The sequence below is a fragment of the Streptomyces nogalater genome, assembly GCF_039532885.1.
Lineage (GTDB): Bacteria > Actinomycetota > Actinomycetes > Streptomycetales > Streptomycetaceae > Streptomyces > Streptomyces nogalater.
The window spans coordinates 344,295-367,300 of sequence record NZ_BAAASM010000006.1 but is presented as its reverse complement, the minus strand read 5'-3'; the positions used below and the strand labels follow the sequence as shown (position 1 = coordinate 367,300).

16 protein-coding genes and 2 tRNA genes are annotated in these 23,006 nt (G+C 72.1%); 12 read left to right on the top strand and 6 right to left on the bottom strand.

The genetic code is table 11. The features are described from left to right. Positions 1-568: 568 nt before the first annotated feature. The 8 genes from dnaN to ABD350_RS07335 all read left to right on the top strand — a co-directional run bounded on the left by dnaN (position 569) and on the right by ABD350_RS07335 (position 10,540). Positions 569-1,699, top strand: coding sequence for a DNA polymerase III subunit beta (gene dnaN / locus ABD350_RS07370; RefSeq protein WP_344346961.1), 1,131 nt, complete (start codon positions 569-571; stop codon positions 1,697-1,699). 241 nt (positions 1,700-1,940) lie between these two features. Then, on the top strand, positions 1,941-2,816 hold the full coding sequence (gene gnd / locus ABD350_RS07365) for a phosphogluconate dehydrogenase (NAD(+)-dependent, decarboxylating) (protein WP_181792778.1): 876 nt from the start codon (positions 1,941-1,943) through the stop codon (positions 2,814-2,816). A 35-nt stretch (positions 2,817-2,851) separates the two neighbouring features. Then, complete coding sequence (gene recF / locus ABD350_RS07360) at positions 2,852-3,973, top strand: DNA replication/repair protein RecF (RefSeq protein WP_344346960.1); 1,122 nt, start codon at positions 2,852-2,854, stop codon at positions 3,971-3,973. Then, positions 3,970-4,530, top strand: coding sequence for a DciA family protein (locus ABD350_RS07355; RefSeq protein WP_344346958.1), 561 nt, complete (start codon positions 3,970-3,972; stop codon positions 4,528-4,530). The genes recF and ABD350_RS07355 overlap by 4 nt, the downstream gene beginning before the upstream one ends. A gap of 374 nt (positions 4,531-4,904) precedes the next feature. Further along, positions 4,905-6,986 carry a DNA topoisomerase (ATP-hydrolyzing) subunit B gene (gene gyrB / locus ABD350_RS07350; protein WP_344346957.1) on the top strand — a complete coding sequence of 694 codons (2,082 nt, stop codon included), beginning with the start codon at positions 4,905-4,907 and terminating at the stop codon, positions 6,984-6,986. A gap of 42 nt (positions 6,987-7,028) precedes the next feature. Next, the gene (gene gyrA / locus ABD350_RS07345) at positions 7,029-9,623 is read left to right on the top strand and encodes a DNA gyrase subunit A (RefSeq protein ID WP_344346956.1); all 2,595 of its coding nucleotides are present in this window, start codon (positions 7,029-7,031) and stop codon (positions 9,621-9,623) included. Between the two features lie 18 nt (positions 9,624-9,641). Beyond that, entirely contained in the window at positions 9,642-10,352 is a 711-nt protein-coding gene (locus tag ABD350_RS07340) for a DUF3566 domain-containing protein (protein WP_344346955.1), read from the top strand. A 111-nt stretch (positions 10,353-10,463) separates the two neighbouring features. Continuing rightward, positions 10,464-10,540 (top strand) — tRNA-Ile (locus ABD350_RS07335). 184 nt (positions 10,541-10,724) lie between these two features. Here ABD350_RS07335 and ABD350_RS07330 read toward each other — a convergent pair. Then, positions 10,725-14,906 carry an nSTAND1 domain-containing NTPase gene (locus tag ABD350_RS07330; protein ID WP_344346954.1) on the bottom strand — a complete coding sequence of 1,394 codons (4,182 nt, stop codon included), beginning with the start codon at positions 14,904-14,906 and terminating at the stop codon, positions 10,725-10,727. A gap of 455 nt (positions 14,907-15,361) precedes the next feature. Between ABD350_RS07330 and ABD350_RS07325 the strand changes: the two genes are divergently transcribed. Then, on the top strand, positions 15,362-15,604 hold the full coding sequence (locus ABD350_RS07325) for a ferredoxin (protein ID WP_344346953.1): 243 nt from the start codon (positions 15,362-15,364) through the stop codon (positions 15,602-15,604). A gap of 10 nt (positions 15,605-15,614) precedes the next feature. On the opposite strand, the gene ABD350_RS07320 is transcribed toward ABD350_RS07325, so the two are convergent. Next, the gene (locus tag ABD350_RS07320) at positions 15,615-16,421 is read right to left on the bottom strand and encodes a glycosyltransferase family 2 protein (RefSeq protein ID WP_382466753.1); all 807 of its coding nucleotides are present in this window, start codon (positions 16,419-16,421) and stop codon (positions 15,615-15,617) included. A gap of 210 nt (positions 16,422-16,631) precedes the next feature. Then, positions 16,632-17,030, bottom strand: a complete 399-nt coding sequence (locus tag ABD350_RS07315) for a DUF6344 domain-containing protein (RefSeq protein ID WP_344346951.1) — start codon at positions 17,028-17,030, stop codon at positions 16,632-16,634. A 351-nt stretch (positions 17,031-17,381) separates the two neighbouring features. Between ABD350_RS07315 and ABD350_RS07310 the strand changes: the two genes are divergently transcribed. Both ABD350_RS07310 and ABD350_RS07305 read left to right on the top strand, forming a co-directional pair. Beyond that, a complete protein-coding gene (locus ABD350_RS07310) occupies positions 17,382-17,510 on the top strand; it encodes a DLW-39 family protein (protein WP_003999697.1) in 129 nt (42 codons plus the stop codon). 294 nt (positions 17,511-17,804) lie between these two features. Next, the gene (locus tag ABD350_RS07305) at positions 17,805-19,094 is read left to right on the top strand and encodes a hypothetical protein (protein WP_344346950.1); all 1,290 of its coding nucleotides are present in this window, start codon (positions 17,805-17,807) and stop codon (positions 19,092-19,094) included. Between the two features lie 60 nt (positions 19,095-19,154). On the opposite strand, the gene ABD350_RS07300 is transcribed toward ABD350_RS07305, so the two are convergent. Then, entirely contained in the window at positions 19,155-20,558 is a 1,404-nt protein-coding gene (locus tag ABD350_RS07300; protein WP_344346949.1) for a serine/threonine-protein kinase, read from the bottom strand. A gap of 97 nt (positions 20,559-20,655) precedes the next feature. Further along, positions 20,656-21,204: a helix-turn-helix domain-containing protein gene (locus tag ABD350_RS07295; RefSeq protein ID WP_344346948.1), complete on the bottom strand. Its 549-nt coding sequence runs from the start codon at positions 21,202-21,204 to the stop codon at positions 20,656-20,658. Positions 21,205-21,387: 183 nt separating this feature from the next. Here ABD350_RS07295 and ABD350_RS07290 point away from each other — a divergent pair. Further along, a tRNA-Ala gene (locus tag ABD350_RS07290) sits at positions 21,388-21,460 on the top strand. 48 nt (positions 21,461-21,508) lie between these two features. Here the strand turns inward: ABD350_RS07290 and ABD350_RS07285 are convergent. Further along, a complete protein-coding gene (locus tag ABD350_RS07285) occupies positions 21,509-22,969 on the bottom strand; it encodes a glycosyltransferase family 39 protein (RefSeq protein WP_344346947.1) in 1,461 nt (486 codons plus the stop codon). Positions 22,970-23,006: the final 37 nt, after the last annotated feature.

Sequence of the window (23,006 nt, the reverse complement as noted above, 5' to 3'; positions counted from 1 at the left end):
CAGCCCCGGCGTCGCGTTGTCCACCGGTACCCCACAGGCTGGGGGCGGTTGTCCCCAGCAAACCCGGGCTTCTCCACATGGCTGTCCACTGTTCGGCAACCCGACGCCCCCACTCACCGCGTCGAGTGAAAGGCGTCACAGGAAGCTGCCGGATTGGGTTGTGGGAAACCTGGGTATTCCTGGGGACACAGCTGGGGAGAACTGCCCTCAGCCTGTGGGCGGTGTGTGCAGAACTTTCCGTTCTCCACAGACGGGCCAGGTTGTCCACCGCCTCCACCCACAGGGCCGGTGGATAAAAAACCTGCGCTGAGCTGGGCAAACGTGGTTATCCACCGTATCCACAGGCCCTACTACTACTTCCGACTAGAGAGAGCTCGGCAATCGTTTTGAAGCGGGGGCTGTGCACAACTCGCCCTCTCGCGCCCGGCTGCCCCTCGGACCGACTTGACCCCGACGGGCACCTACTGTCAGTGCCGTGCGTCAGACTGGTCCCCGGTGTCCTTCCCGTCACAGAGGGCGGTGACACCGAGTCGGAGGACTCAGTAGCAACAGCAGGAGGCGGCTTACGGTGAAGATCCGGGTGGAACGCGACGTACTCGCGGAGGCAGTGGCCTGGGCGGCACGCAGCCTCCCGGCCCGTCCGCCGGCGCCTGTCCTCGCTGGCCTGCTGCTCAAGGCCGAGGACGGCCAGCTGAGTCTGTCGAGCTTCGACTACGAGGTCTCCGCACAGGTGAACGTCGAGGCGGAGGTCGAGGAGGAGGGCACCGTCCTGGTCTCCGGCCGGCTGCTCGCCGACATCTCGCGTGCCCTGCCCAACCGGCCGGTGGAGATCTCCACAGACGGTGTACGGGCGACCGTGGTCTGCGGCACCTCCCGGTTCACCCTCCACACCCTGCCTGTGGAGGAGTACCCGGCCCTGCCGCAGATGCCGAACGCGACCGGCACCGTCCCCGGCGAGGTCTTCGCCGCGGCCGTCGCCCAGGTGGCCATCGCCGCCGGCCGTGACGACACGCTGCCGGTGCTCACCGGTGTGCGCATCGAGATCGAGGGCGACACGGTCACCCTGGCCTCCACCGACCGCTACCGCTTCGCGGTCCGCGAGTTCCTGTGGAAGCCGGAGAACCCGGACGCCTCCGCCGTCGCCCTTGTCCCGGCCAAGACGCTCCTGGACACCGCCAAGGCGCTGGGCGCCGGGGACAGCGTCACGCTGGCGCTCGCCGGGGCCGGTGCCGGTGAGGGCCTGATCGGTTTCGAGGGCGCCGGGCGGCGTACGACCACGCGTCTGCTGGAGGGCGACCTGCCCAAGTACCGGACGCTGTTCCCGACCGAGTTCAACTCCGTCGCCGTGATCGAGACCGCGCCCTTCGTGGAGGCCGTCAAGCGTGTGGCCCTGGTCGCCGAGCGGAACACCCCGGTGCGGCTGAGCTTCGAGCAGGGCGTGCTGATCCTGGAGGCCGGGTCCAGCGACGACGCACAGGCTGTGGAAAGGGTCGACGCGCAGCTGGAGGGCGACGACATCTCGATCGCCTTCAACCCGACGTTCCTGCTGGACGGCCTGAGCGCGATCGACTCGCCGGTGGCGCAGCTGTCGTTCACCACGTCCACGAAGCCGGCGCTGCTCAGCGGGAAGCCGGCGGTGGACGCCGAGGCCGACGACGCGTACAAGTACCTGATCATGCCGGTCCGGCTCAGCGGCTGACGTTTTCCACAGGTGTGCACGGTGCCGGTCGTCCCTGTGGATGCCCGGCACCGTGACCGGGTGGGGGCACCGGACCGCGCTCACGGGGTGGGTCGCGATTGTCCATGGCTACGTTTCCGCAGGTCAGCGCGGGTCTCGCATGAGCGCGTATGCCCACAGCTGTGCGTGAGCGTCCGGGTTTAGGCTCGGCTCGGCACCCAGGTGCCTCTCACGCCACACAGCGACCTAAGGAACACAACTGATGGAGCTCGGTCTCGTCGGCCTCGGCAAGATGGGCGGCAACATGCGCGAGCGGATCCGCCGCGCGGGCCACACCGTCATCGGGTACGACCGCAACGCGGACGTCGCGGATGTCCACAGCCTGGAAGAGCTTGTGGGCAAGCTCAGCGGCCCGCGCGTGGTCTGGGTGATGGTCCCGGCGGGCGAGCCCACCCAGTCGACCATCGACCGGCTCGCCGAGCTGCTGGAGCCCGGCGACGTGGTCGTGGACGGCGGCAACTCCCGCTGGACCGACGACGAGCGGCACGCCGAGGAGCTGGCCGCCAAGGGCATAGGCTTCGTCGACTGCGGTGTCTCCGGCGGCGTGTGGGGCCTGGAGAACGGGTACGCGCTGATGTACGGCGGCGACGCCGAGAACGTCGCCAAGGTGCAGCCGGTCTTCGACGCCCTGAAGCCGGAGGGCGACTTCGGCTCGGTGCACGCGGGCAAGGTCGGCGCGGGCCACTTCGCGAAGATGGTCCACAACGGCATCGAGTACGCCATGATGCAGGCCTACGCCGAGGGCTGGGAGCTGCTGGAGAAGGTCGACTCCGTGGAGAACGTCCGCGAGGTCTTCCGCTCCTGGCAGGAGGGCACGGTGATCCGGTCCTGGCTGCTGGACCTCGCGGTCAACGCCCTCGACGAGGACGAGCACCTGGACGCCCTGCGCGGTTACGCACAGGACTCCGGTGAGGGACGCTGGACGGTGGAGGCGGCCATCGACAACGCCGTGCCGCTGCCGGCGATCACCGCCTCGCTGTTCGCGCGGTTCGCCTCCCGGCAGGAGGACTCGCCGCAGATGAAGATGATCGCCGCGCTGCGCAACCAGTTCGGCGGTCACGCCGTAGAGAAGAAGTAAGCCGCAGCACAAGCAGGGAGGTCGGCGGGACGACCATGCACGTCACGCATCTTTCGCTGGCCGACTTCCGCTCGTACGCCCGGGCCGAGGTCCCGCTCGACCCGGGCGTCACCGCCTTCGTCGGCCCCAACGGGCAGGGCAAGACCAACCTGGTGGAGGCGGTCGGCTACCTGGCCACGCTCGGCAGCCACCGGGTCGCCTCCGACGCCCCGCTGGTGCGCATGGGCGCCGAGCGGGCGATCGTCCGGGCCCAGGTCCGCCAGGGCGACCGGCAGCAGCTGATCGAGCTGGAGCTGAACCCCGGCAGGGCCAACCGCGCCCGCGTCAACCGTTCCTCGCAGGTCAGACCGCGGGACGTGCTGGGGATCGTACGGACCGTGCTGTTCGCGCCCGAGGACCTAGCCCTCGTCAAGGGCGACCCGGGCGAGCGGCGGCGGTTCCTCGATGAGCTGGTCACCGCCCGGTCCCCGCGGATGGCCGGTGTGCGCTCGGACTACGAGCGGGTGCTCAAGCAGCGCAACACCCTGCTGAAGTCGGCCGCTCTCGCGCGCCGGCACGGCGGGCGGTCCATGGACCTGTCCACGCTCGACGTGTGGGACCAGCACCTCGCGCGCGCGGGCGCCGAGGTGCTCGTCCAGCGGCTCGACCTGATCGCGGCGCTTCAGCCGCTGGCCGACAAGGCGTACGAACAGCTGGCCCCCGGCGGCGGTCCGGTCGCGTTGGAGTACAAGCCGTCGGCGCCGGGCGAGGCCCACACGCGCGAGGAGCTGTACGAGCAGCTGATGGCGGCCCTCGCCGAGGCGCGCAAGCAGGAGATCGAGCGGGGCGTCACCCTCGTCGGTCCGCACCGGGACGACCTGCTGCTGAAACTCGGGCAGCTGCCCGCCAAGGGCTACGCCTCGCACGGCGAGTCCTGGTCCTACGCCCTCGCCCTCCGGCTGGCCTCCTACGACCTGCTGCGCGCGGAGGGCAACGAGCCGGTGCTGATCCTGGACGACGTCTTCGCCGAACTGGACGCCCGCCGCCGGGAACGGCTGGCGGAACTGGTCGCCCCCGGGGAGCAGGTGCTGGTCACCGCCGCCGTGGACGACGACGTACCCCATGTGCTGGCCGGCGCCCGGTACGCGGTGGCCGGCGGGACGGTCGAACGCGTATGAACACCGAGGACCCCCTGCCGAACACCCCTGGGGCGGCGAAGGGCTCCGCCCGCAAGGAGCCCTCCGGCGTCGACCTCGCGCGCGTGGCGTTGCGCGCCGCGAAGGAGCAGGCACGCGCGCGTGGGGACGCGGCACGGCAGAAGAAGCAGGCCCGGCGCGGTGGCGGTCTGCGCTCCGGTGCCCGCGCCGACGGACGCGATCCGCTGAAGCTGGGGGCGGCGATCAACCGGCTGATCACCGAGCGCGGCTGGGAGACGCCCGCCGCGGTGGGCGGGGTGATGGGCCGCTGGCCGCAGATCGTCGGCGAGGACCTGGCCAAGCACTGCGTGCCGCAGCGGTACGACGAGGACGAGCGGGTGCTGGTCGTGGCCTGCGACTCCACGGCCTGGGCGACCCAGCTGCGGCACCTCGCGCCCGCGCTGGTGGCCCGGCTCAACCAGGATCTGGGGCAGGGCAGCGTACGAATGATCAAGGTGCTCAACCCGGGCGGCCCGGCCCGCCGCTACGGCCCGCTGCGGGCGCCGGGCAGCACCGGCCCCGGCGATACGTACGGGTGACGTACATCACGTCTGCAGGGGTGCGGGAGAAGGCCGTCGCGGCCGTATGAGCGGGCGGGGGCGGCGTCCGGATCGTCCCCGGATGGCCTTCTGACCCGCCGGTAGCCACGGGTTGACGGCTCGAAGCGCTGAGTGCCGCTGTGAGCCCCTTGGAGCCCCCATCCGCATATCGGGACCCGCCCGAGACCGGTTCAGGGCGGCACATGGGGGCTCAGGTGCCCGCAAACCCCCATCGATGTCAGTGCTACCGGTAGACTGGAAGACAATCCCGCCCCAATGTGGGGACCGCCCGGGAAAAGCTGAGCAACGCTGATCAAGGCTTACCAACGCAACATGCCGCAGCCGCTCCGGCAACCCGCCGACGAGCCCGGCTCGTGCTGTGCCAGAAAGGGCGCTTCGTGGCCGATTCCGGCAACCCCAACGAGAACATCCCGTCCACCGACGCCGGCGTGAACGGCGAGGCAACCGAGTCCGGCGCGGCCTCAGCCTCGTATGACGCCAGCGCCATCACCGTGCTCGAAGGGCTGGACGCGGTCCGCAAGCGGCCCGGCATGTACATCGGCTCCACGGGCGAGCGCGGTCTGCACCACCTGGTGTACGAGGTCGTCGACAACTCGGTCGACGAGGCGCTGGCCGGCTACGCGGACACCATCGACGTGACGATCCTCGCCGACGGCGGCGTGCGCGTCGTGGACAACGGCCGTGGCATCCCGGTGGGCATCGTGCCCTCCGAGGGCAAGCCGGCCGTCGAGGTCGTGCTGACCGTGCTGCACGCGGGCGGCAAGTTCGGCGGCGGCGGCTACGCCGTCTCCGGCGGTCTGCACGGTGTCGGCGTGTCCGTGGTGAACGCGCTGTCCACGAAGGTCGCCGTCGAGGTCAGGACGGACGGCCACCGCTGGACGCAGGACTACAAGATGGGCGTGCCGACGGCCCCGCTGGTCAAGCACGAGGCGACGGAGGAGACCGGCACGTCGGTCACCTTCTGGGCCGACCCGGAGATCTTCGAGACCACCGAGTACTCCTTCGAGACGCTGTCCCGGCGTTTCCAGGAGATGGCGTTCCTCAACAAGGGCCTGACGATCCGGCTCACCGACGAGCGCGAGTCGGCGAAGGCCACCAGCGGCGCGGACGAGGCGGGCGCCGACGAGAAGGCCGAGGTCAAGACCGTCACGTACCACTACGAGGGCGGCATCGTCGACTTCGTGAAGTACCTCAACTCCCGCAAGGGAGACGCGGTGCACCCGACGGTCGTCTCGCTGGAGGCCGAGGACAAGGACAAGAGCCTGTCCCTCGAAGTCGCCATGCAGTGGAACAGCGGCTACAGCGAGGGCGTGTACTCCTTCGCGAACATCATCCACACCCACGAGGGCGGCACCCACGAAGAGGGCTTCCGCGCCGCGCTGACCAGCCTGATCAACAAGTACGCGCGCGACAAGAAGCTGCTGCGCGAGAAGGACGACAACCTCACCGGCGACGACATCCGCGAGGGTCTGACCGCGATCATCTCGGTCAAGCTGAGCGAGCCGCAGTTCGAGGGCCAGACGAAGACCAAGCTGGGCAACACGGAGGCCAAGACCTTCGTGCAGAAGGCGGTCTACGAACACCTCAACGACTGGCTGGACCGCAACCCGGTCGAGGCCGCCGACATCGTCCGCAAGGGCATCCAGGCGGCCACCGCGCGTGTGGCGGCCCGCAAGGCGCGCGACCTGACCCGCCGCAAGGGCCTGCTGGAGACGGCGTCGCTGCCGGGCAAGCTGGCCGACTGCCAGTCCAACGACCCGGCCAAGTGCGAGATCTTCATCGTCGAGGGCGACTCCGCCGGCGGCTCGGCCAAGTCCGGCCGGAACCCGCAGTACCAGGCGATCCTCCCGATCCGCGGCAAGATCCTGAACGTCGAGAAGGCGCGGATCGACAAGATCCTGCAGAACCAGGAGATCCAGGCGCTGATCTCGGCCTTCGGCACGGGTGTGCACGAGGACTTCGACATCGAGAAGCTCCGCTATCACAAGATCATCCTGATGGCGGACGCCGACGTCGACGGCCAGCACATCAGCACCCTGCTGCTGACCTTCCTGTTCCGCTTCATGCGGCCGCTGGTCGAGGCCGGGCACGTGTACCTGTCCCGCCCGCCGCTGTACAAGATCAAGTGGGGCCGGGACGACGTGGAGTACGCCTACTCGGACCGTGAGCGGGACGCGCTGATCGAGATGGGCCGCCAGCGTGGCAAGCGCATCCGCGAGGACTCCATCCAGCGCTTCAAGGGTCTGGGCGAGATGAACGCCGAGGAACTGCGCGTCACCACCATGGACCAGGAGCACCGGGTCCTCGGCCAGGTCACCCTGGACGACGCCGCCCAGGCCGACGACCTGTTCTCCGTCCTCATGGGCGAGGACGTGGAGGCCCGCCGCCAGTTCATCCAGCGCAACGCCAAGGACGTCCGCTTCCTCGACATCTGAGTCGGTCTCAGCTGACCGCACCAGGAAGGATCTTCACCAGCAATGGCCGACGAGAACACCCCCGTCACCCCGGAAGAGGGCGGCGAACTCGCGATGCGTGTCGAGCCCGTCGGGCTTGAGACGGAGATGCAGCGCTCGTACCTCGACTACGCGATGTCCGTCATCGTCTCCCGCGCGCTGCCGGACGTCCGGGACGGTCTCAAGCCCGTCCACCGGCGTGTGCTGTACGCGATGTACGACGGCGGCTACCGCCCCGAGCGCGGCTTCTACAAGTGCGCCCGTGTCGTCGGCGACGTCATGGGCAACTACCACCCGCACGGCGACTCCTCCATCTACGACGCCCTGGTGCGCCTCGCCCAGCCGTGGTCGATGCGGATGCCGCTGGTGGACTCCAACGGCAACTTCGGCTCCCCGGGCAACGACCCGGCGGCGGCCATGCGCTACACCGAGTGCAAGATGGCGCCGCTGTCGATGGAGATGGTCCGTGACATCGACGAGGAGACCGTCGACTTCACGGACAACTACGACGGCCGCTCCCAGGAGCCGACCGTCCTGCCGGCCCGCTTCCCGAACCTGCTGATCAACGGCTCGGCCGGTATCGCGGTCGGCATGGCCACCAACATCCCGCCGCACAACCTGCGCGAGGTCGCGGCCGGCGCCCAGTGGTACCTGGAGAACCCCGAGGTCTCCCACGAGGAGCTGCTGGACGCGCTCATGGAGCGCATCAAGGGCCCGGACTTCCCGACCGGCGCCCTGGTCGTGGGCCGCAAGGGCATCGAGGAGGCGTACCGCACCGGGCGCGGCTCCATCACGATGCGCGCGGTGGTCGAGGTCGAGGAGATCCAGGGCCGTCAGTGCCTGGTGGTCACCGAGCTGCCGTACCAGGTGAACCCCGACAACCTGGCGCAGAAGATCGCCGACCTGGTGAAGGACGGCAAGATCGGCGGCATCGCGGACGTCCGCGACGAGACGTCGTCCCGTACGGGCCAGCGCCTGGTGATCGTGCTCAAGCGCGACGCGGTCGCCAAGGTGGTGCTGAACAACCTGTACAAGCACACCGACCTGCAGACGAACTTCGGCGCCAACATGCTGGCGCTGGTGGACGGCGTGCCGCGCACCCTCTCGCTGGACGCGTTCATCCGGCACTGGGTGACGCACCAGATCGAGGTCATCGTCCGCCGGACCAAGTTCCGGCTGCGCAAAGCCGAGGAGCGGGCGCACATCCTGCGCGGTCTGCTGAAGGCACTGGACGCCATCGACGAGGTCATCGCGCTGATCCGGCGCAGCGAGACGGTCGAGATCGCGCGCGGCGGCCTGATGGACCTGCTGGAGATCGACGAAATCCAGGCGAACGCGATCCTGGAGATGCAGCTGCGGCGCCTGGCCGCCCTGGAGCGGCAGAAGATCGTCCAGGAGCATGACGAGCTCCAGGCGAAGATCAACCAGTACAACGAGATCCTGGCCTCGCCGGTCCGCCAGCGCGGGATCGTCAGCGAGGAGCTGGCCGCGATCGTCGAGAAGTACGGCGACGACCGCCAGACCAAGCTGATCCCGTACGAGGGCGACATGTCCATCGAGGACCTGATCGCCGAGGAGGACATCGTCGTCACCGTCACGCGCGGCGGTTACGTCAAGCGGACGAAGACGGACGACTACCGGGCGCAGAAGCGCGGCGGCAAGGGCGTGCGCGGCGCGAAGCTGAAGGAAGACGACATCGTCGACCACTTCTTCGTCTCCACCACGCACCACTGGCTGCTGTTCTTCACCAACAAGGGCCGGGTGTACCGGGCGAAGGCGTACGAGCTGCCCGAGGCCGGCCGGGACGCGCGCGGCCAGCACGTGGCGAACCTGCTGGCGTTCCAGCCGGACGAGGCGATCGCGGAGATCCTGGCGATCCGGGACTACGAGGCGGCGCCCTACCTGGTCCTGGCGACCAAGTCCGGTCTGGTCAAGAAGACGCCACTGAAGGATTACGATTCGCCCCGCTCCGGCGGTGTCATCGCGATCAACCTGCGCGAGCGCGAGGACGGCAGCGACGACGAGCTGATCGGCGCCGAGCTGGTCTCCGCCGACGACGATCTGCTGCTGATCAGCAGGAAGGCGCAGTCCATCCGGTTCACCGCCTCGGACGAGTCCCTTCGCCCGATGGGCCGTGCCACCTCCGGTGTCAAGGGGATGAGTTTCCGCGGAGGCGACGAGCTTCTCTCGATGAATGTCGTCCGACCCGGTACGTTCGTGTTCACTGCCACCGACGGTGGGTACGCGAAGCGGACCGCCGTCGACGAGTACCGCGTCCAGGGCCGCGGCGGCCTCGGCATCAAGGCCGCCAAGATCGTGGAGGACCGCGGTTCGCTCGTCGGCGCGCTGATTGTCGAGGAGCACGACGAGATCCTCGCGATCACCCTCTCCGGCGGTGTGATTCGTACGCGAGTCAGCGAGGTCAGGGAGACGGGCCGTGACACCATGGGCGTCCAACTGATCAACCTGGGCAAGCGCGATGCCGTGGTCGGTATCGCACGTAACGCCGAGGCCGGGCGCGAGGCGGAGGAAGTCGACGGCGACGTGGCCGTGGACGACGCCGCCGAGGGTGTCGCGACCGCCGGCACGGACGAGGGTGAGGCACCCTCGGCCGAGTAGCACGAGGAGTGAGTCATCGTGAGCGGAGCCACGGGCGCCGGATCGGCCGGTACCTCCACGGGTACGGAAACGGACGGCGGCGGCCGTGGCTCCGCCGCGCGTGCGGCAAGTGCGAGCGACCCGCACACGACCAACCTGAAGCCGGTGAAGGCGTCCGAGGCGGACGCTTCCCGTACGTCTGGATCCCAGGGGGCAACGGTGACGGACACCCGAGGCCAGGCCGCGGCGGGGGCGGCGTCGCCGCTGCCCGGCGAGCGGCAGCCGGAGCAGCCGGCCGGTCCGTACCACCCGCCGCAGGCCTATCCCGCGCAGGACGCGGTGCGCAGGCCGCGCACGGGCCTGCGGCCGACGGCGCCGCGCACCCGCAAGGCGCGACTGCGGGTGGCCAAGGCCGACCCGTGGTCGGTGATGAAGGTCAGCTTCCTGCTCTCCATCGCGTTCGGCATCTGCACGATCGTCGCCTCGGCGGTGCTGTGGATGGTGATGGACGCGATGGGTGTCTTCTCGACGGTCGGCGGCACGATCTCGGAGGCGACCGGCTCCAACGAGGCCAACGGCTTCGACCTCCAGGCGTTCCTGTCCCTCCCGCACGTCCTGACGTTCACCTCGGTCATCGCGGTCATCGACGTGGTCCTGGCGACCGCGCTGGCGACGCTCGGCGCGTTCATCTACAACCTCTCCGCGGGCTTCGTGGGCGGCATCGAGCTGACCCTCGCGGAGGACGAGTAACGCGCCGGCCGGCGGTGCCCCGACGGGCCCCGACAACCGATTTTGGGACTGACGGTGTCGTGCGCTAATCTTCAGGAGTCAGCGCGCGGGACACACACCGCAGAGCGCGGCGGGGCTATAGCTCAGTTGGTTAGAGCGCATCCCTGATAAGGATGAGGCCACAGGTTCAAATCCTGTTAGCCCCACCAGCGAGAAGACCCCCGGTCCAATGGGCCGGGGGTCTTCTGCTGTGCCGGGGGGATGGTGGCCGGAGAAAGGAAAGGCCCGACCGCTGGCGACGGGGGATGCACCAGCGATCGGGCTATGGCCAAGGGTAACAAGGTTGTCGGTTGTCTGGGGCCAAGTCCGGGAGAAATCAGGCAGGTTGGCCGATCATCGACCGCACGGGGGGTCGTAGGAGAGGCGGGGCAGGTACTCCTGCCAGCGCTGCTTCGTCAGGACGCCCCGGGTGACCGAGCAGACATGGCGGATCGCCGTGTCCGCGTCCAGGCTCCACAGGCGGACCGTGTCGGTGCCGCTGGAGACGCCGAGCACGTGGCTGTTGGGGCTGAAGGAGAGGAAGTGGCCCGTCTTGGCGTTGGGGCTCATGGACTGGCCGATCGGGGTCGCCCTGGCCGGGTCGGCGATGTTCCACAGGCGGACCGTGTTGTCGTTGCCGCCGCTGGCCAGGGTGTGGCCGACGGTGCTGAAGGTCACGGACGTCACCGCCTCGGTGTGGCCGGTGAGCGGCCTGCCGAGCGGCTCGGCGTGCGCGGGGTCGGTGACGTTCCACAGGCGGACCGTGTCGTCGTCGCTGCCGCTGGCCAGGGTGTGTCCGTCGGCGCTGTAGGCGAGCGCGTTCACGGGGCCCGAGTGCTCGGTCAGCGGGGAGCCCAGAGGGACGGCGTGGGCGGGTGCGGTGACGTTCCACAGCCGGATCTCGCTGTCCGCGCTGCCGCTGGCCAGGGTGTGACCGTCGGGGCTGAAGGCGAGCGCGTTGACATAGCCCCGGTGGCCGGTGAGCGGTCTGCCGAGCGGTACGGCGCGCGCGGGGTCGGTGACGTCCCACAGCTGGATGGTGCGGTCGTCGTAGGCGGTGGCCAGGGTGTGCCCGTCCGGGCTGTAGGCCAGCGCGTCCGGTCCCATGAAGCGGGTCCGCAGGGCCAGCGGCGGGCCCGCGGCGACCGGGTGGGCGGGGTCGGAGACGTCCCACAGGTACACCGTGCGGACACCGGTGAGCACGGCCAGGACGCGGCCGTCGGGTGAGAACACCATGGAGCGCTGGTCGCCGTCGGCCCGCATGAACGGCTTGCCCAGCAGGACCGGCCGGCCGGGCCGCGTCACGTTCCACAGCCGCAGCCGGCCGTCCCGGGCGGCGGTGGCCAGCACCCGGCCGTCCGGCCGGAACGCCCCGCTCCGGCCGACCATGTCCGAGGTCGGGACCGACCACAGCCGCACCTTGCCGTCCCCGCTGCCGGTGGCGAGGGTACGGCCGTCCGGGCGGAACCCCAGGGCGTACATCTCCCCGCTGCTGCCCGAGAGCGGCTCGCCGACCTGGGACGGGGACGCCGGGTCGACGACGTTCCACAGGCTGGCCGTGCTGTCCGCGCTGGCGGCGGCCAGCCGGTGCCCGTCGGGGCTGAACGCCACCGACCAGATCGGCCCGGTGTGGCCGGTCAGCGGGGAGCCGAGCGCCGTCGCGCGGCCGGGCAGGCGCACGTCCCACAGCCGGATGGTGTCGTCCGCGCTGCCGCTGGCCAGGGTGCGTCCGTCGGGGCTGAAGGCCACCGAGTGCACCAGGTCCGTGTGCCCGCGCAGGGTGTGCAGCGGCTCGGGCCGGTGCGGGTCGGCCACGTTCCACAGGCGGATCGTGTTGTCGTCGCCGCCGGTGGCGAGGGTGCGCCCGTCCGGGGAGAAGGTCACGCAGCGCACCGCGGCGGTGTGTCCGCGCAGCGTTCCGAGCGGCTTCGGCCGGCGCGGATCGGCCATGTCCCACAGCCGGACCGTGCGGTCCTCCCCGGCCGAGGCCAGGGTGCGGCCGTCCGGGCTGAACGCCACCAGGTAGATCGTGCCCCGGTGGCCGGTGAGCGGTGCGCCGAGCGGCTCGGGGCGCGTGCGGTCGGCGACGTTCCACAGCCGGATCGTGCCGTCGTCGCCGGCCGAGGCCAGGGTGCGGCCGTCCGGGCTGAACACGGCGCTGCTCACCCAGCTGGCGTGGCCGGTCAGCGGTCTGCCGAGCGAGGCCGGGCGGTGCGGGTCGGTGACGTCCCACAGCCGGACGGTGCGGTCGTAGCTGGCCGTGGCCAGGGTGCGGCCGTCCCGGCTGAAGGAGGTGAGGTAGACGGCGCCGGTGTGCCCGGACAGCGGGGTGGCCAGCGGCGCGTTCACGATCGACAGCAGGCGGCTGTACGTGCCCTCGTCACCGGGGCGCAGCTGGTGCGCGACCAGGTCGAGCTGGGCGGCCAGCGACGGGTCGCTGTGCTGGACCCGGTCGGCCTCGGCGAGCACCTGCGCGAACACGGCGTCGTCGCGCTGCTTCCAGGCGATCACGGCGGACCCGGCGGCCAGCACGGCCAGCACCACCAGCGCCGCCACCGCGGCCCGGCTCAGCCACACCGTCCGCTTGCGCAGCCGCACCGAGGCGGCCAGGAACTCCATCGCGCTGCGGGTCAGATAGGTGTCCCCGGCCGACCGGGCCCAGCTGCGGGCCTGTTCCAGCCGCGACCCCCGGTACAGCAGCGAGCTGTCCCGGCCCGAGTCCTCCCAGGCCCGGCCGTCCTCCTCCAGCCGCTGGCGCAGCAGATGGTCGCCCCGGCCCTCGTCGATCCAGTGCCGCAGCCGGGGCCAGGCGTGCAGCAGCGCCTCGTGGGTGATCTCCACGGTGTCCGCGTCCAGCGTCACCAGCCGGGCCCGCACCAGGGCCTCCAGCGACTCCTCCGTCTTGCCGGGGTCCGCGGACTCCTCGGCCAGCTGCCGCCGGGTGCCGCGCCGCCGGGTGGCCTGGGTGTCCTCGCCCAGCCGGACCAGCCGCAGCAGCAGCAGCCGGGCGGCGGTCCGGGCCGCCGGGTCCAGGCCGGACCAGGCACGCTCGGCGGTCGCCGCCACCGCGCCCTGGATGCCGCCCGCCGCGCGGTAGCCGGCCAGCGTCAGCTTTCCGGCCTTGCGGCGCTGCCAGGTGGCCAGCAGGGCATGCGACAGCAAGGGGAGCACGCCCGCGTCGTGCGCCCCGCGCGGGCCGTCGGCGCTCACCTCGCGCACGATCAGCTCGGTGAGCCCCGGCTCCAGCTCCAGGCCCACCGCCTTGGCCGGCCCGGTCACCGCCTCGCGCAGTTCGGTGCTGGTCAGCGGGCCGAGCACCATGTGCCGGTGCTGGAGCGCGTCGGCCAGGTCCGGGTAGCCGAGGCACTGCTCGTAGAAGTCGGCCCGTATGCCGAGGACGACCCGGACGGGCGCGGGCTCCGCCGAGCCGGCCGGCGGGGTGCAGGCGGCGTGCAGGAACTGGATGAAGGTACGCCGGTCCGCCTCGTCGGCGCAGAGGGTGAACGCCTCCTCGAACTGGTCCACGATGACCACCGGCCGGGTGCCCGGGGAGCACGCCCGGCGCGCCCAGGCCGCCACCGCCGCGCGCACCGCCCGGGTGACGTGGGGGGCGTCGCTGCCCGGCAGCGCCGGGTTGCGTGCCGCCTCCCGCTCGGCCCGGCGGGCCTCGGCGGCGACGGCGGCCAGTTCGGGGACCCGGCGGACCAGCTCGCCCAGCGGATCGGCGCCGGGGACGAGCTGGAGGATGGGGTCGGAGGGTCCCGACGACTCGGAGGGCTCCGCGGCCTCGGAGGGCTCCGCGGCCTCGGGGGGCCCTGAGGGCTGGGCGGACCCGGAGGGCTGGGGAGACCCGGAGGGCTCAAAGGGGTCGCGGGGCTCGTCGGGCGGCGGTGTGCCCTGGGGGGCGGGGGACTCGCCGTCGTGCAGGGCGCCGTCCCGGATCGCGGGGACGAGGCCGGCGTTGAGCAGGGACGACTTACCCGCCCCCGAGGCGCCGACCAGCATGACCAGGCCGCCGGACCGCTCGGCCGCGCGGAGCTGGGCGACGAGGGCCTTCGTGCTGCGCTCCCGGCCGAAGAACCACCGGGCGTCCTGGCGCCGGTAGGGGGCCAGCCCCCGGTACGGGCACACACCGCCGGCCACCGGCGGCGCCTGGGCCGGCGGTCGCCGGTTCTCCTCCGCGGGCGGCGCGGCCCGGTCGCCGGCCGGACCGGCCACGGCCAGCTCCCACAGCCGCTGCCAGTGGGCGAGGTCGTACAGGCCGGCCGAGACGGGGGTGGGCCGCAGCCGCCGGGCCTCCGGGATCAGGATGTGGAGGACCGCCGCGAGGGCGGCGAACTGGGCCGGTACGTTCCGGGCCCGCCGCCAGTCGCTGATCCGCTGCGCGGACACCCGCACGGGCCGGCCGCGCTCGTCGACCCGCTGGAGCCGTACGACCGCCTGCGCGACGCTTTTGAGGGGAGGATTTCCGGCCTCCTTGTAGAGCAGCGCGAGCCGCTCGGCGAAGGCTGTGCGTGCCCCTGAGTCGGAACTCAAGGTTCCACCCCTCACTTCCCCCGCGTGTCGGACGTCCGGACCGGAAAACTCACCCTATACGTCTGACCTGCGGTTAAGGGGCGGACCGGCGTCCGGGGCCTCCTCGTCGGCGATGACAAATGGCAGGATCCGAACCCGGTAGCGGACTCGTCACACACCGTCCGGACAGGCCACCGGCCCGGTGCTCGGATAGACAGCCCATGGCGCCGAATGTTCTCGGTCAAAATTCGGCCACCCTGTGCCGCGCCCGCCGGATGAGCCCGCGAGCACCCCGGAAACCGTCCCCGTACTTCGGCCCGCGCCGCGCCGACATGGCGTGGGTCGACGTTCCCGCACCGTTCGGCACCGGTCCCCGCGAGGGGAGGGACCGGTGCCGGGCGGGCGGGAATCGGTTGGGAGGGCGGCCGGGTGGGCAGTGACGTTGCGAAGGTTCACCGCCGACGGCTGGAGGACGTATGGAGGTCTCCGTCGACCGCGCCCTGTGCTACGGCTCGGCCGAGTGCGCGCACCGGGCACCGGACGTGTTCGCGTTCGAGGACGGCTACGGCGTGGTGCGCCCCGGTGGCGTCCGGGCCGTCGGTGATCCGCGGATACGGGAGGCCGTCCTGGAGGCGGCGGAGAAGTGCCCTTCGCAGGCCGTCGTGCTGAGCGAACGGGCCGACGCGGCAGGGCAGCGGACCGGCGGCCCCGGGGAGTAGGCCGACGAGGTCAGGGCGCGGGACGTCCGGCGGACGCCGGAGGGGTGGGTGGCGTCGGTGGAAAGGTCCAGCCCAGGGCGGCGAGTGCGCGGGCCCGGGACTCGGCGACCGCTGTACGGGCCGCCCGCTCGGCGGGGTCCACATGGGCCGCCTGCCCCGTGACCTGCCCGTCCCACTTGCGGTACAGCAGCCCGTCCTGCGCCGAGAACCAGCCGCGGCTCACCGCGTCCAGCGCCAGCAGCAGCCCGGTGTCCTCGGAGGCCGGCAGCGCCATCCAGCCGCCCAGCGCGAGCAGCAGTTCCCGTCGTACGCACAGGGTCGCCGGATGGACCGGCAGGCGGTAGTCGTTGCGCTTCCAGTGGCCGAGGACGGTGCCGCGTTCCAGCGGGCCGTCGTCGGGGTCGCCGGGGAAGCCGGCCGTGGTGCCGTCGGGCAGCAGGTCCAGCACGCGGGAGGTGGTCCAGCCGACGCCGGGATGCGCCTCCAGCACGGCCAGGTCGCGGGCGAGCGCGCCCGGGGTGAGCCGGTCGTCGGCGTCCAGCACCTTGACGTAGGCGCCCCGGGCACGGGACAGCGCGATCGTCCGGGCCACGCCGGGGCCGCCCGGCCGGCCCTGGCGGAAGGACACCCGCGCGTCGTCCGGGACGTAGGGGCGGACCTCGTCCGTCGTCCCGTCCTCCTGCACGACCCACTCCCACTCCCAGCCGGCGGGCAGCCGCTGCGCGCACAGGGACGTGTACGCGTCCGGCAGGAAACGGGCGGACGGGCCGTGGACAGCGGTGACTACGGTGACGCGCCGGCTCACGGCAGCGCTCACCACCTTTCGGTGCGGTCGGGAGCCTGTTGTCGCTGCCAGCATGGCGTACCGCGGGTCCGGGCATCCGGCGGGCCCCGCAACAGCGCGGTACCGGCCCCGGAACAGCGCGAGACCCCCGGCCGGGGCGGCCGGGGGTCTTCCGTGTCGACTGGTGCGTACGCAAGTCGCCTTGTTGTCGAGACGTTGCGGTACTGCGGGCGGGGCGGGGGCTCAGCAGTCGAGCGCCGCCGGGGCGTGGTCGGGGCTCTGCGCCTGCTCTTCGGCCCGTGTCCGGGGCCGGGTCTGCTGCTGGAGTTCCGTCTCGCTCTGCTGGGTCTCGGTCAGCGGCCGGTGCCGGCAGCTGGGGGACTTTCCGTGGGCCTCGGCCCGGATCCGCTGCTTCATCGTGGGGGGCAGGGCCCTGGCATGCGACCAGGCCCAGTGGTGTGCCGCCGGGATCGTCGGGAGCGTGCGGTGCGCGGTGCCGGTGTCGGCGCTCTCGGTCCGGGGTCCGGCCGGGGCGGCGGTGGCGGTGGCCGTGCCGGCGGAGACGAGTCCGAGCGCCGTGCACAGCGCGAGGAAGGCGGTGACGATGGCGGTCCACAGCTTCATGACCTTGGTCCGGGCCATGATCCCCTCACTTTCGGGTTGGGCGATTTGCGTACTTTGTTCATCATGTGTATGAGGGCTGCGATGTGGTGGACCGACGCCCGTGGCGCATCGATGTTCCGATGAACACCACTCGGATGGCCGCAAGAGCGGAGAAAACCCTCCAAAAGGCGATGAGCGCGGAGGAAAAGGGAGCAAAGTCACCGTCCGTGGGGGCGTGGTCACGCTCCGGCCGGAACGGTGCCCCGGGCCGGGCTACTGCGCCGCCGGGGACGGGAGTTGGGCGCCGACGCAGGTCACCGACCGATATCGGACGGTGTGTATAGTCGGGCGCCAGAGGTCCCCTACGTCAAGGAAAGACGAGGTCGCGCGGTGAAGAAGCTGCTCCTGGTCGCACTGGCCGCCATCGGCGGGCTCCTCGTGTACCGCCAGATCCAGGCGGATCGCGCCGAGCAGGACCTGTGGACGGAGGCGACTGACTCCGTGCCCACGGGTTCGTGAGTCCCCCTACCGAAGCCGATACCCCATCTGTACAGACCCCGGTCGCCCGAGCGGCCGGGGTTCTGCGTTGTCCGGGGACGTCCCGGGTTGCGCGGGCCCGCGGGCCGGGGTAGCCGGGGGACCCGATGCCGCGCGGGCCGGACGTTTCGGACGGGTGTACCCGTTGCCCGGATGGCGCGGGGCCGGCCGGGGCAGGATGGAGCCCGCGGCGCGGTGGTCCGACGAGTGGGGGTGTGGCGCGTGCGGGGCCGAGGGGGTACGGCGCGGGGGCGCGGGGGCGCCGCCCGGTGTGCGGTGGTGCTGCTGCTGGGACTGTGGGCCGTCGTCGGTCCGGCGGCCGGCGCGCGGGCCGAAGGGGCCTACGCCTTCACGCCCGGCGCCCGTACCGTCGTGGGCGCGCCGGACACCGCACGTGCCGTCCTGCTGGATCCCCGCCACACCTACCGCAGTTCCCTCCCCCGCGGCGCCAAGCTCTATTACCGCCTCCGGCTCACCGCCGCGGAGACGGCGTACGTCCCCGTCACCGCCGTACCGCCCCCCGACGCCGCCGTCTCCGCCACCGACGGCATCCGCGTCTCGCTCCGCGACGCGAACGGCACCTCCTGCTCCTACGCCTCCGCGCGCTTCGGCGCCGGGATCAGCCCGCGTCCGGTCACGGCCCTGGGGCAGCGCGAGACCGGCAAGGCGCTGTGCCAGGGCGGGGGCACCTTCCACCTGCTCGTCGAGCGTCTCGACGCCGGGCATCCGGGCGTGACGGCCGGGGCCGGGCGGTGGGACCTGGAGATCGCGCCCGTCACGGAACCGCGCCTGGTCCGGGCCGGCTCCACGACCGCGCCGCCCGCCTGGGACCCGGCCAGTCCCGAGCCCCCCTCCGGCCGGCCCCGTGAACGCTCCGGCGGCACCGGGTTCGCGACCGCGGCACCCCTGGGCCAAGGCGTGTGGCGGACGGCGCTCGCACCCGGCGAGACCCGGTTCTACAAGGTCCCGGTGGACTGGGGCCGACGGCTGCACGCCTCCGCCGAGCTGGGCGGCGCCCAGGGCCACGGCTATGTCGGCGGTGCCCTGACCCTCTCCCTCCACAACCCCGTCCGCGGCGCCGTCGACGACGCCACCGCCGGCTACACCGGCACCGCCAAGCCCACCGCCCTCGCCCCGCTGCCGCCGGTGGAGTACGCCAACCGGTACGCCGTCCCGGCCGGGGTGACCTCCGTACGGTTCGCCGGTGACTACTACCTCGTCGTGCACCTCAGCACCCGGCTGGCCGGGCCGTTCGGGCGGGGGCCGTACGAGGTGACCCTGCGGGTGCGGGTGGACGGGCGGGCGCATGCGGGCCCCGCGTACGACGGCGGCCCCGTGCCCGAGGACGTCTTCACGATCAGCGACGCGGACCGTGCCGCCGCGCTGACCGGGGGCCTGGGGGACGCGGTCGCCGGGGCCGCCGGGGGGCAGGGGGACGGGGACGGTGCCGGTGGCGGGGTGATGCGGCTGGTCGCCGTCGGGGGGATCGGCTCGGGGACCGCGCTGCTGCTGATCCTCGGCGGCTGGACGGTGGCGGCCCGGCGGACGTACGCGCGGACCCGGTGACGGAGGGCCGGGTGCCGGTGACGCGGCCTGCGTGCGGGTGACGGCGGGCCCGGTGCCGGGTCAGAGCCGGGTCAGCGCCCAGAAGCCCACCGCGTAACAGACGAGTGCCAGCAGCAGGATGGGGATCACGGCCTTCGCCGGCGGGCCCGGACGCCGGAGCGCGCGCCGTCCCCGGTGACGCCGGCCGGGCGCGGGCGCGGGTGACGGGGCCGGGAGGGGTGGCGCGGAGGGCGCCGGGTGCGGGGCGCGGGCGGTGTAGGCGGCGGTGGTGGTGTCGACGGGCGGGGCCGGCAGGGGGTCCGGCACCGGGACCGGGGGTGGGGGCGCCGGCGGGAGGGGGCGAGGGGCCGGGGTCGGCGGCTGCTGGGGTGGGGGGAGACGGAAGCTGCCGGTGTCCGAGAGGGAGCCGGTGGGGGAGTCGGCCGCGCTGGGATCCGTATCGGCACCGGCGTCCGTACGCACAACCGGTCCCGTTCCCGCCCCTGTGCCGGTACCGGTATGCGGGCTCTCTCGCGGGGCTTTCCCGGGGGCCGGGGCCGAGGAGCTGCCCGGGGCCGGTTCCACGGCCACGCCGGGGGACGGCTGTAGCGGGCCGTCGGGACCGAAACCGGGGGGCAGGGGGCCGAGTTGGTCGAAGATCTCGATGAGTTCGTCGTCGATGCCGGGCTCCGGCAGGAGTTCCGCGGCGGCGGCGAGGGCCTTGCGCGCCCCCGTGGCCGTACGGAAACGGTCCTCGGGATCGGGCTGGAGCAGCGAGGCGACGACCTGCCAGAGCGGTTCCGGGATGCCCTTGGGCGGGCCGGGCGTGCCGTGCTCCACGAAGTACCGCACGAGCTCCTTGGCGTCCGGCTTGGCGCCTTCCAGGAGATAGAGGGCGACCAGTCCCACGGCGAACAGGTCGGCCGGGAAGTCGGGTTCGGCGCCCAGCAGTTGCTCGGGGGCGAGATAACCGGGCGTGCCCACCACGAGGTTGGTCTCCGTCAGGCGGGGTTCGCCGAGCCGCATGGCGATGCCGAAGTCGGACAGCCTGAGCCGGGGGCGGCCGGTGCCGGTGGCTTCGAGGAGCACGTTGGCGGGCTTGATGTCCCGGTGGACGACGTTCTCGGCGTGGACGGCGGCGAGCCCGGACAGCAACTGGTCGAGCAGCGTGCACACGAAGGCGGGCGGGAGGGGGCCGTAGTCGTTGACCAGGTGGACCAGGGAGCCGCCGGTGACCAGGTCCATGGTGAACAGCACCTTGTCGTCGTCGGCGGCCCAGCTGGCCGGGGCGACGACGTGCGGATGGTCGATGCGCAGTCCCTGTTCCCGGACGAAGCGGAGCAGGGAGTGGGCGTCGCGCTGCTGGAGGACCTTGGCGGCCACGTAACGCCGCCGGCGGTGGTCCCAGGCCCGCCATACGGCGCCCACGCCACCGCGTCCGATCGGGTCGGCCAGCTCGTACCGGCCGGCGAAGACCTCACCCATGCAGCCGCCGCTCCTCCTCCTGGCCCTGTGCGCTCCCGCCGGTGATCCCCTGCCCCGTGCCCCGGCCGGTCCGCCCCCCGGTGCACCGGGGGGCGGGTCAGCTCTGGTGGGACTGGTAGTGCGCGACGGCGTCGGCGGTGCGGCCGGCGCCGTAGACGCGGAGGAACTCGGCGAGTTCGGGGTGGCTCGGTGCGAGGGCGTCGGCGGCGTCGATGATGTCGCCGGCGGCGGCCACCGAGCGCAGCAGCGACTGGATCTCCCGGACCACGCGCTTGACCGTGGGCGCGCCGGAGCTGCTGGTGGTCTGGGTGGTGTTGCTGAGCACGGAGCCTCCCTGGGACTTCTTGATCTCCTCCATGCGGTCGGTCGCCTCGGCGGCGCTGACGCTGCCGTCGGCGACCTGGGAGGCCAACTCCTGGAGCAGCTGGACACGCTGGACGACGGCGGGGTTGCCGATCTTGGCGCGCTGGCCGCTCATCAGCTGGGAGAGCATCGGGGCGGACAGGCCGAGGACCGCCGCGAGCCGTGCCTGGTTCAGCCCGAGATCGTCGATGAGCTTACGGAAGAGCGCCCCCAGCGGCTCTCCGTACCAGTTCCGCTGCAGCTCCCGCGCTCTGGCGGTGGCTTCCTGCTGTGCGGCGTCCATTGCGTCTCCCCATCGCTTCCCCTGAAAACCGCGGTTCGCTGTAGCGAACCACGTCGAGCATCTTACGGAGAGTGGTCATCCGCGGGGACCCCCAATCTTTTTGCGGGATACGGGGGGTGACCCGGTACTCTGGTCTGCGGCACCCGCCGGATCCTGATCCCTCCGGTGGTCCGCCGCCTTCCCGGGGCCTTAGCTCAGTTGGTAGAGCGCCGTCTTTGCATGGCGGATGTCAGGGGTTCGACTCCCCTAGGCTCCACTTGGGATATGCCTCTGAACTGCGGAGACGCGGTTTCAGGGGCATTTTTCACGCCCTTGGCGCGAGCCGCTCGTACACCGTCACCCGGCGACCGCGCACCCGCCTGTCGGCCACCGGCGTGAAGTACTCCTCCAGCACGGCGGTCTTCGTTCTGTCCTGTTCGGACGTCACCGGCCGGGCCGCCTGCTCCGCGTCCGTCACCAGGAGGATCCGGCGCTGGGCCAGCATCGCGGTGCGCAGGTGCTCCGGGCTCGCCTCGGTGCCCTTCAGGTTCCCCGACTCCTCCGGGCCGCGCACCAAGGCGATGTCCCGCAGGCCGGCGAAGGCGTCCGGGGAGACGGCCGCGGTGTCCCGGCGGTCCGCGGGGAGGAAGAGCACCGCGCTCCCGGTCCCCTTCACGTGCCGTACGTACGACGCCGTCGCCAGCACGTCGTCGACCCTGCTGGCCGGGGAACGCTTGGCCAGCGACTGCGGCAGCAGTGCCACCACCGCTGCCGCGAGAACGGCGGGGAGGATCCACTTCGCCGCTCTCGGCGCCCGGGGCTCGGCCGCCCGTATCGCGGAGCCGACGGCGGTGCCGATCAGCAGCGCCAGGCCGAGCATGCTGTAGAAGACGTACCGGTCCAGGAACAGCGGCTGGATCAGGGACAGCGCGAGGAGGCCGGTCTGCGGCACCGCCAGCAGCGGTAACCCGACGGACGCGGCCGACAGCCGGCCCGCCCGGGGCCGGTCCAGCAGGGCGCCGGCGCCACCGATCGCCAGCAGGACGGCGGGCCCGATCATCATGTGCCAGGTCAGCGGCGGGATCCAGGCCACCTGCGCGGACTGGCCGCGGCTGAAGAGGATCAGCGGCAGCACACAGGCCGTGGCGGCCGTGGCGGCCGTCGTCCAGCGTGCCCACACCCCGCGCCCGGCCCCGACCCACAACAGGGTCGCCAGGTGTGCCGGCAGGAGCAGGAGGGAAAGCCAGTTCAGCAGACCGCTCACCATGACGGTGGCGCCGTAGGCGGCCCAGTACGCCGTCCGGGAGGGCTTGTGGAGCAGGGTGACGAGGAGCAGGGTGGAGATCCCGGCCCCGGCCGCGACCAGCGCGTACGGCCGGCCTTCCTGGAGCTGGAACTGGGCGGCCGGAAGCAGCCCGAACGCCATCCCGCCCGCCAGGCCGGCCCGGGCGCCGGCCAGCCGGTGGCCCAGGGCCGCCACGCACGCCGCTGCCACGGCGGTGGCCAGCACCGAGGGCAGCCGCAGCGTCGTGGTGCTCGGGCCGAAGCAGGCGAACAGCCCGTGCATGAGCAGGTAGTAGCACCCGTGGACGGCGTCGATGTTTCCCAGCATGTGCCAGAGCTCGGCCGGGGAGCGCCGGGCCGCCTGCCAGGTCGCGGCCTCGTCCCGCCACATGCTGTGCTGCCGCGACAGTCCCCACAGGCCGAGGGCCACGGTCCACAGGGCCGGAACGAACGGGACGTACACCTGCCGGAGTGACGAACGCGGCTGACGGTCGATCGACATGAAGGCGGGCTTCCCTGGGGGTGGCTGTGGAGTGAAG

Bases quoted from the DNA above. Each gene is read 5' to 3' on its own strand.
- gnd (WP_181792778.1), top strand. From the start codon at position 1,941: ATGGAGCTCGGTCTCGTCGGCCTCGGCAAGATGGGCGGCAACATGCGC.
- recF (WP_344346960.1), top strand. From the start codon at position 2,852: ATGCACGTCACGCATCTTTCGCTGGCCGACTTCCGCTCGTACGCCCGG.
- ABD350_RS07355 (WP_344346958.1), top strand. From the start codon at position 3,970: ATGAACACCGAGGACCCCCTGCCGAACACCCCTGGGGCGGCGAAGGGC.
- gyrA (WP_344346956.1), top strand. From the start codon at position 7,029: ATGGCCGACGAGAACACCCCCGTCACCCCGGAAGAGGGCGGCGAACTC.
- ABD350_RS07325 (WP_344346953.1), top strand. From the start codon at position 15,362: ATGGAGGTCTCCGTCGACCGCGCCCTGTGCTACGGCTCGGCCGAGTGC.
- ABD350_RS07315 (WP_344346951.1), bottom strand. From the start codon at position 17,030: ATGGCCCGGACCAAGGTCATGAAGCTGTGGACCGCCATCGTCACCGCC.
- ABD350_RS07300 (WP_344346949.1), bottom strand. From the start codon at position 20,558: ATGGGTGAGGTCTTCGCCGGCCGGTACGAGCTGGCCGACCCGATCGGA.
- ABD350_RS07295 (WP_344346948.1), bottom strand. From the start codon at position 21,204: ATGGACGCCGCACAGCAGGAAGCCACCGCCAGAGCGCGGGAGCTGCAG.
- ABD350_RS07285 (WP_344346947.1), bottom strand. From the start codon at position 22,969: ATGTCGATCGACCGTCAGCCGCGTTCGTCACTCCGGCAGGTGTACGTC.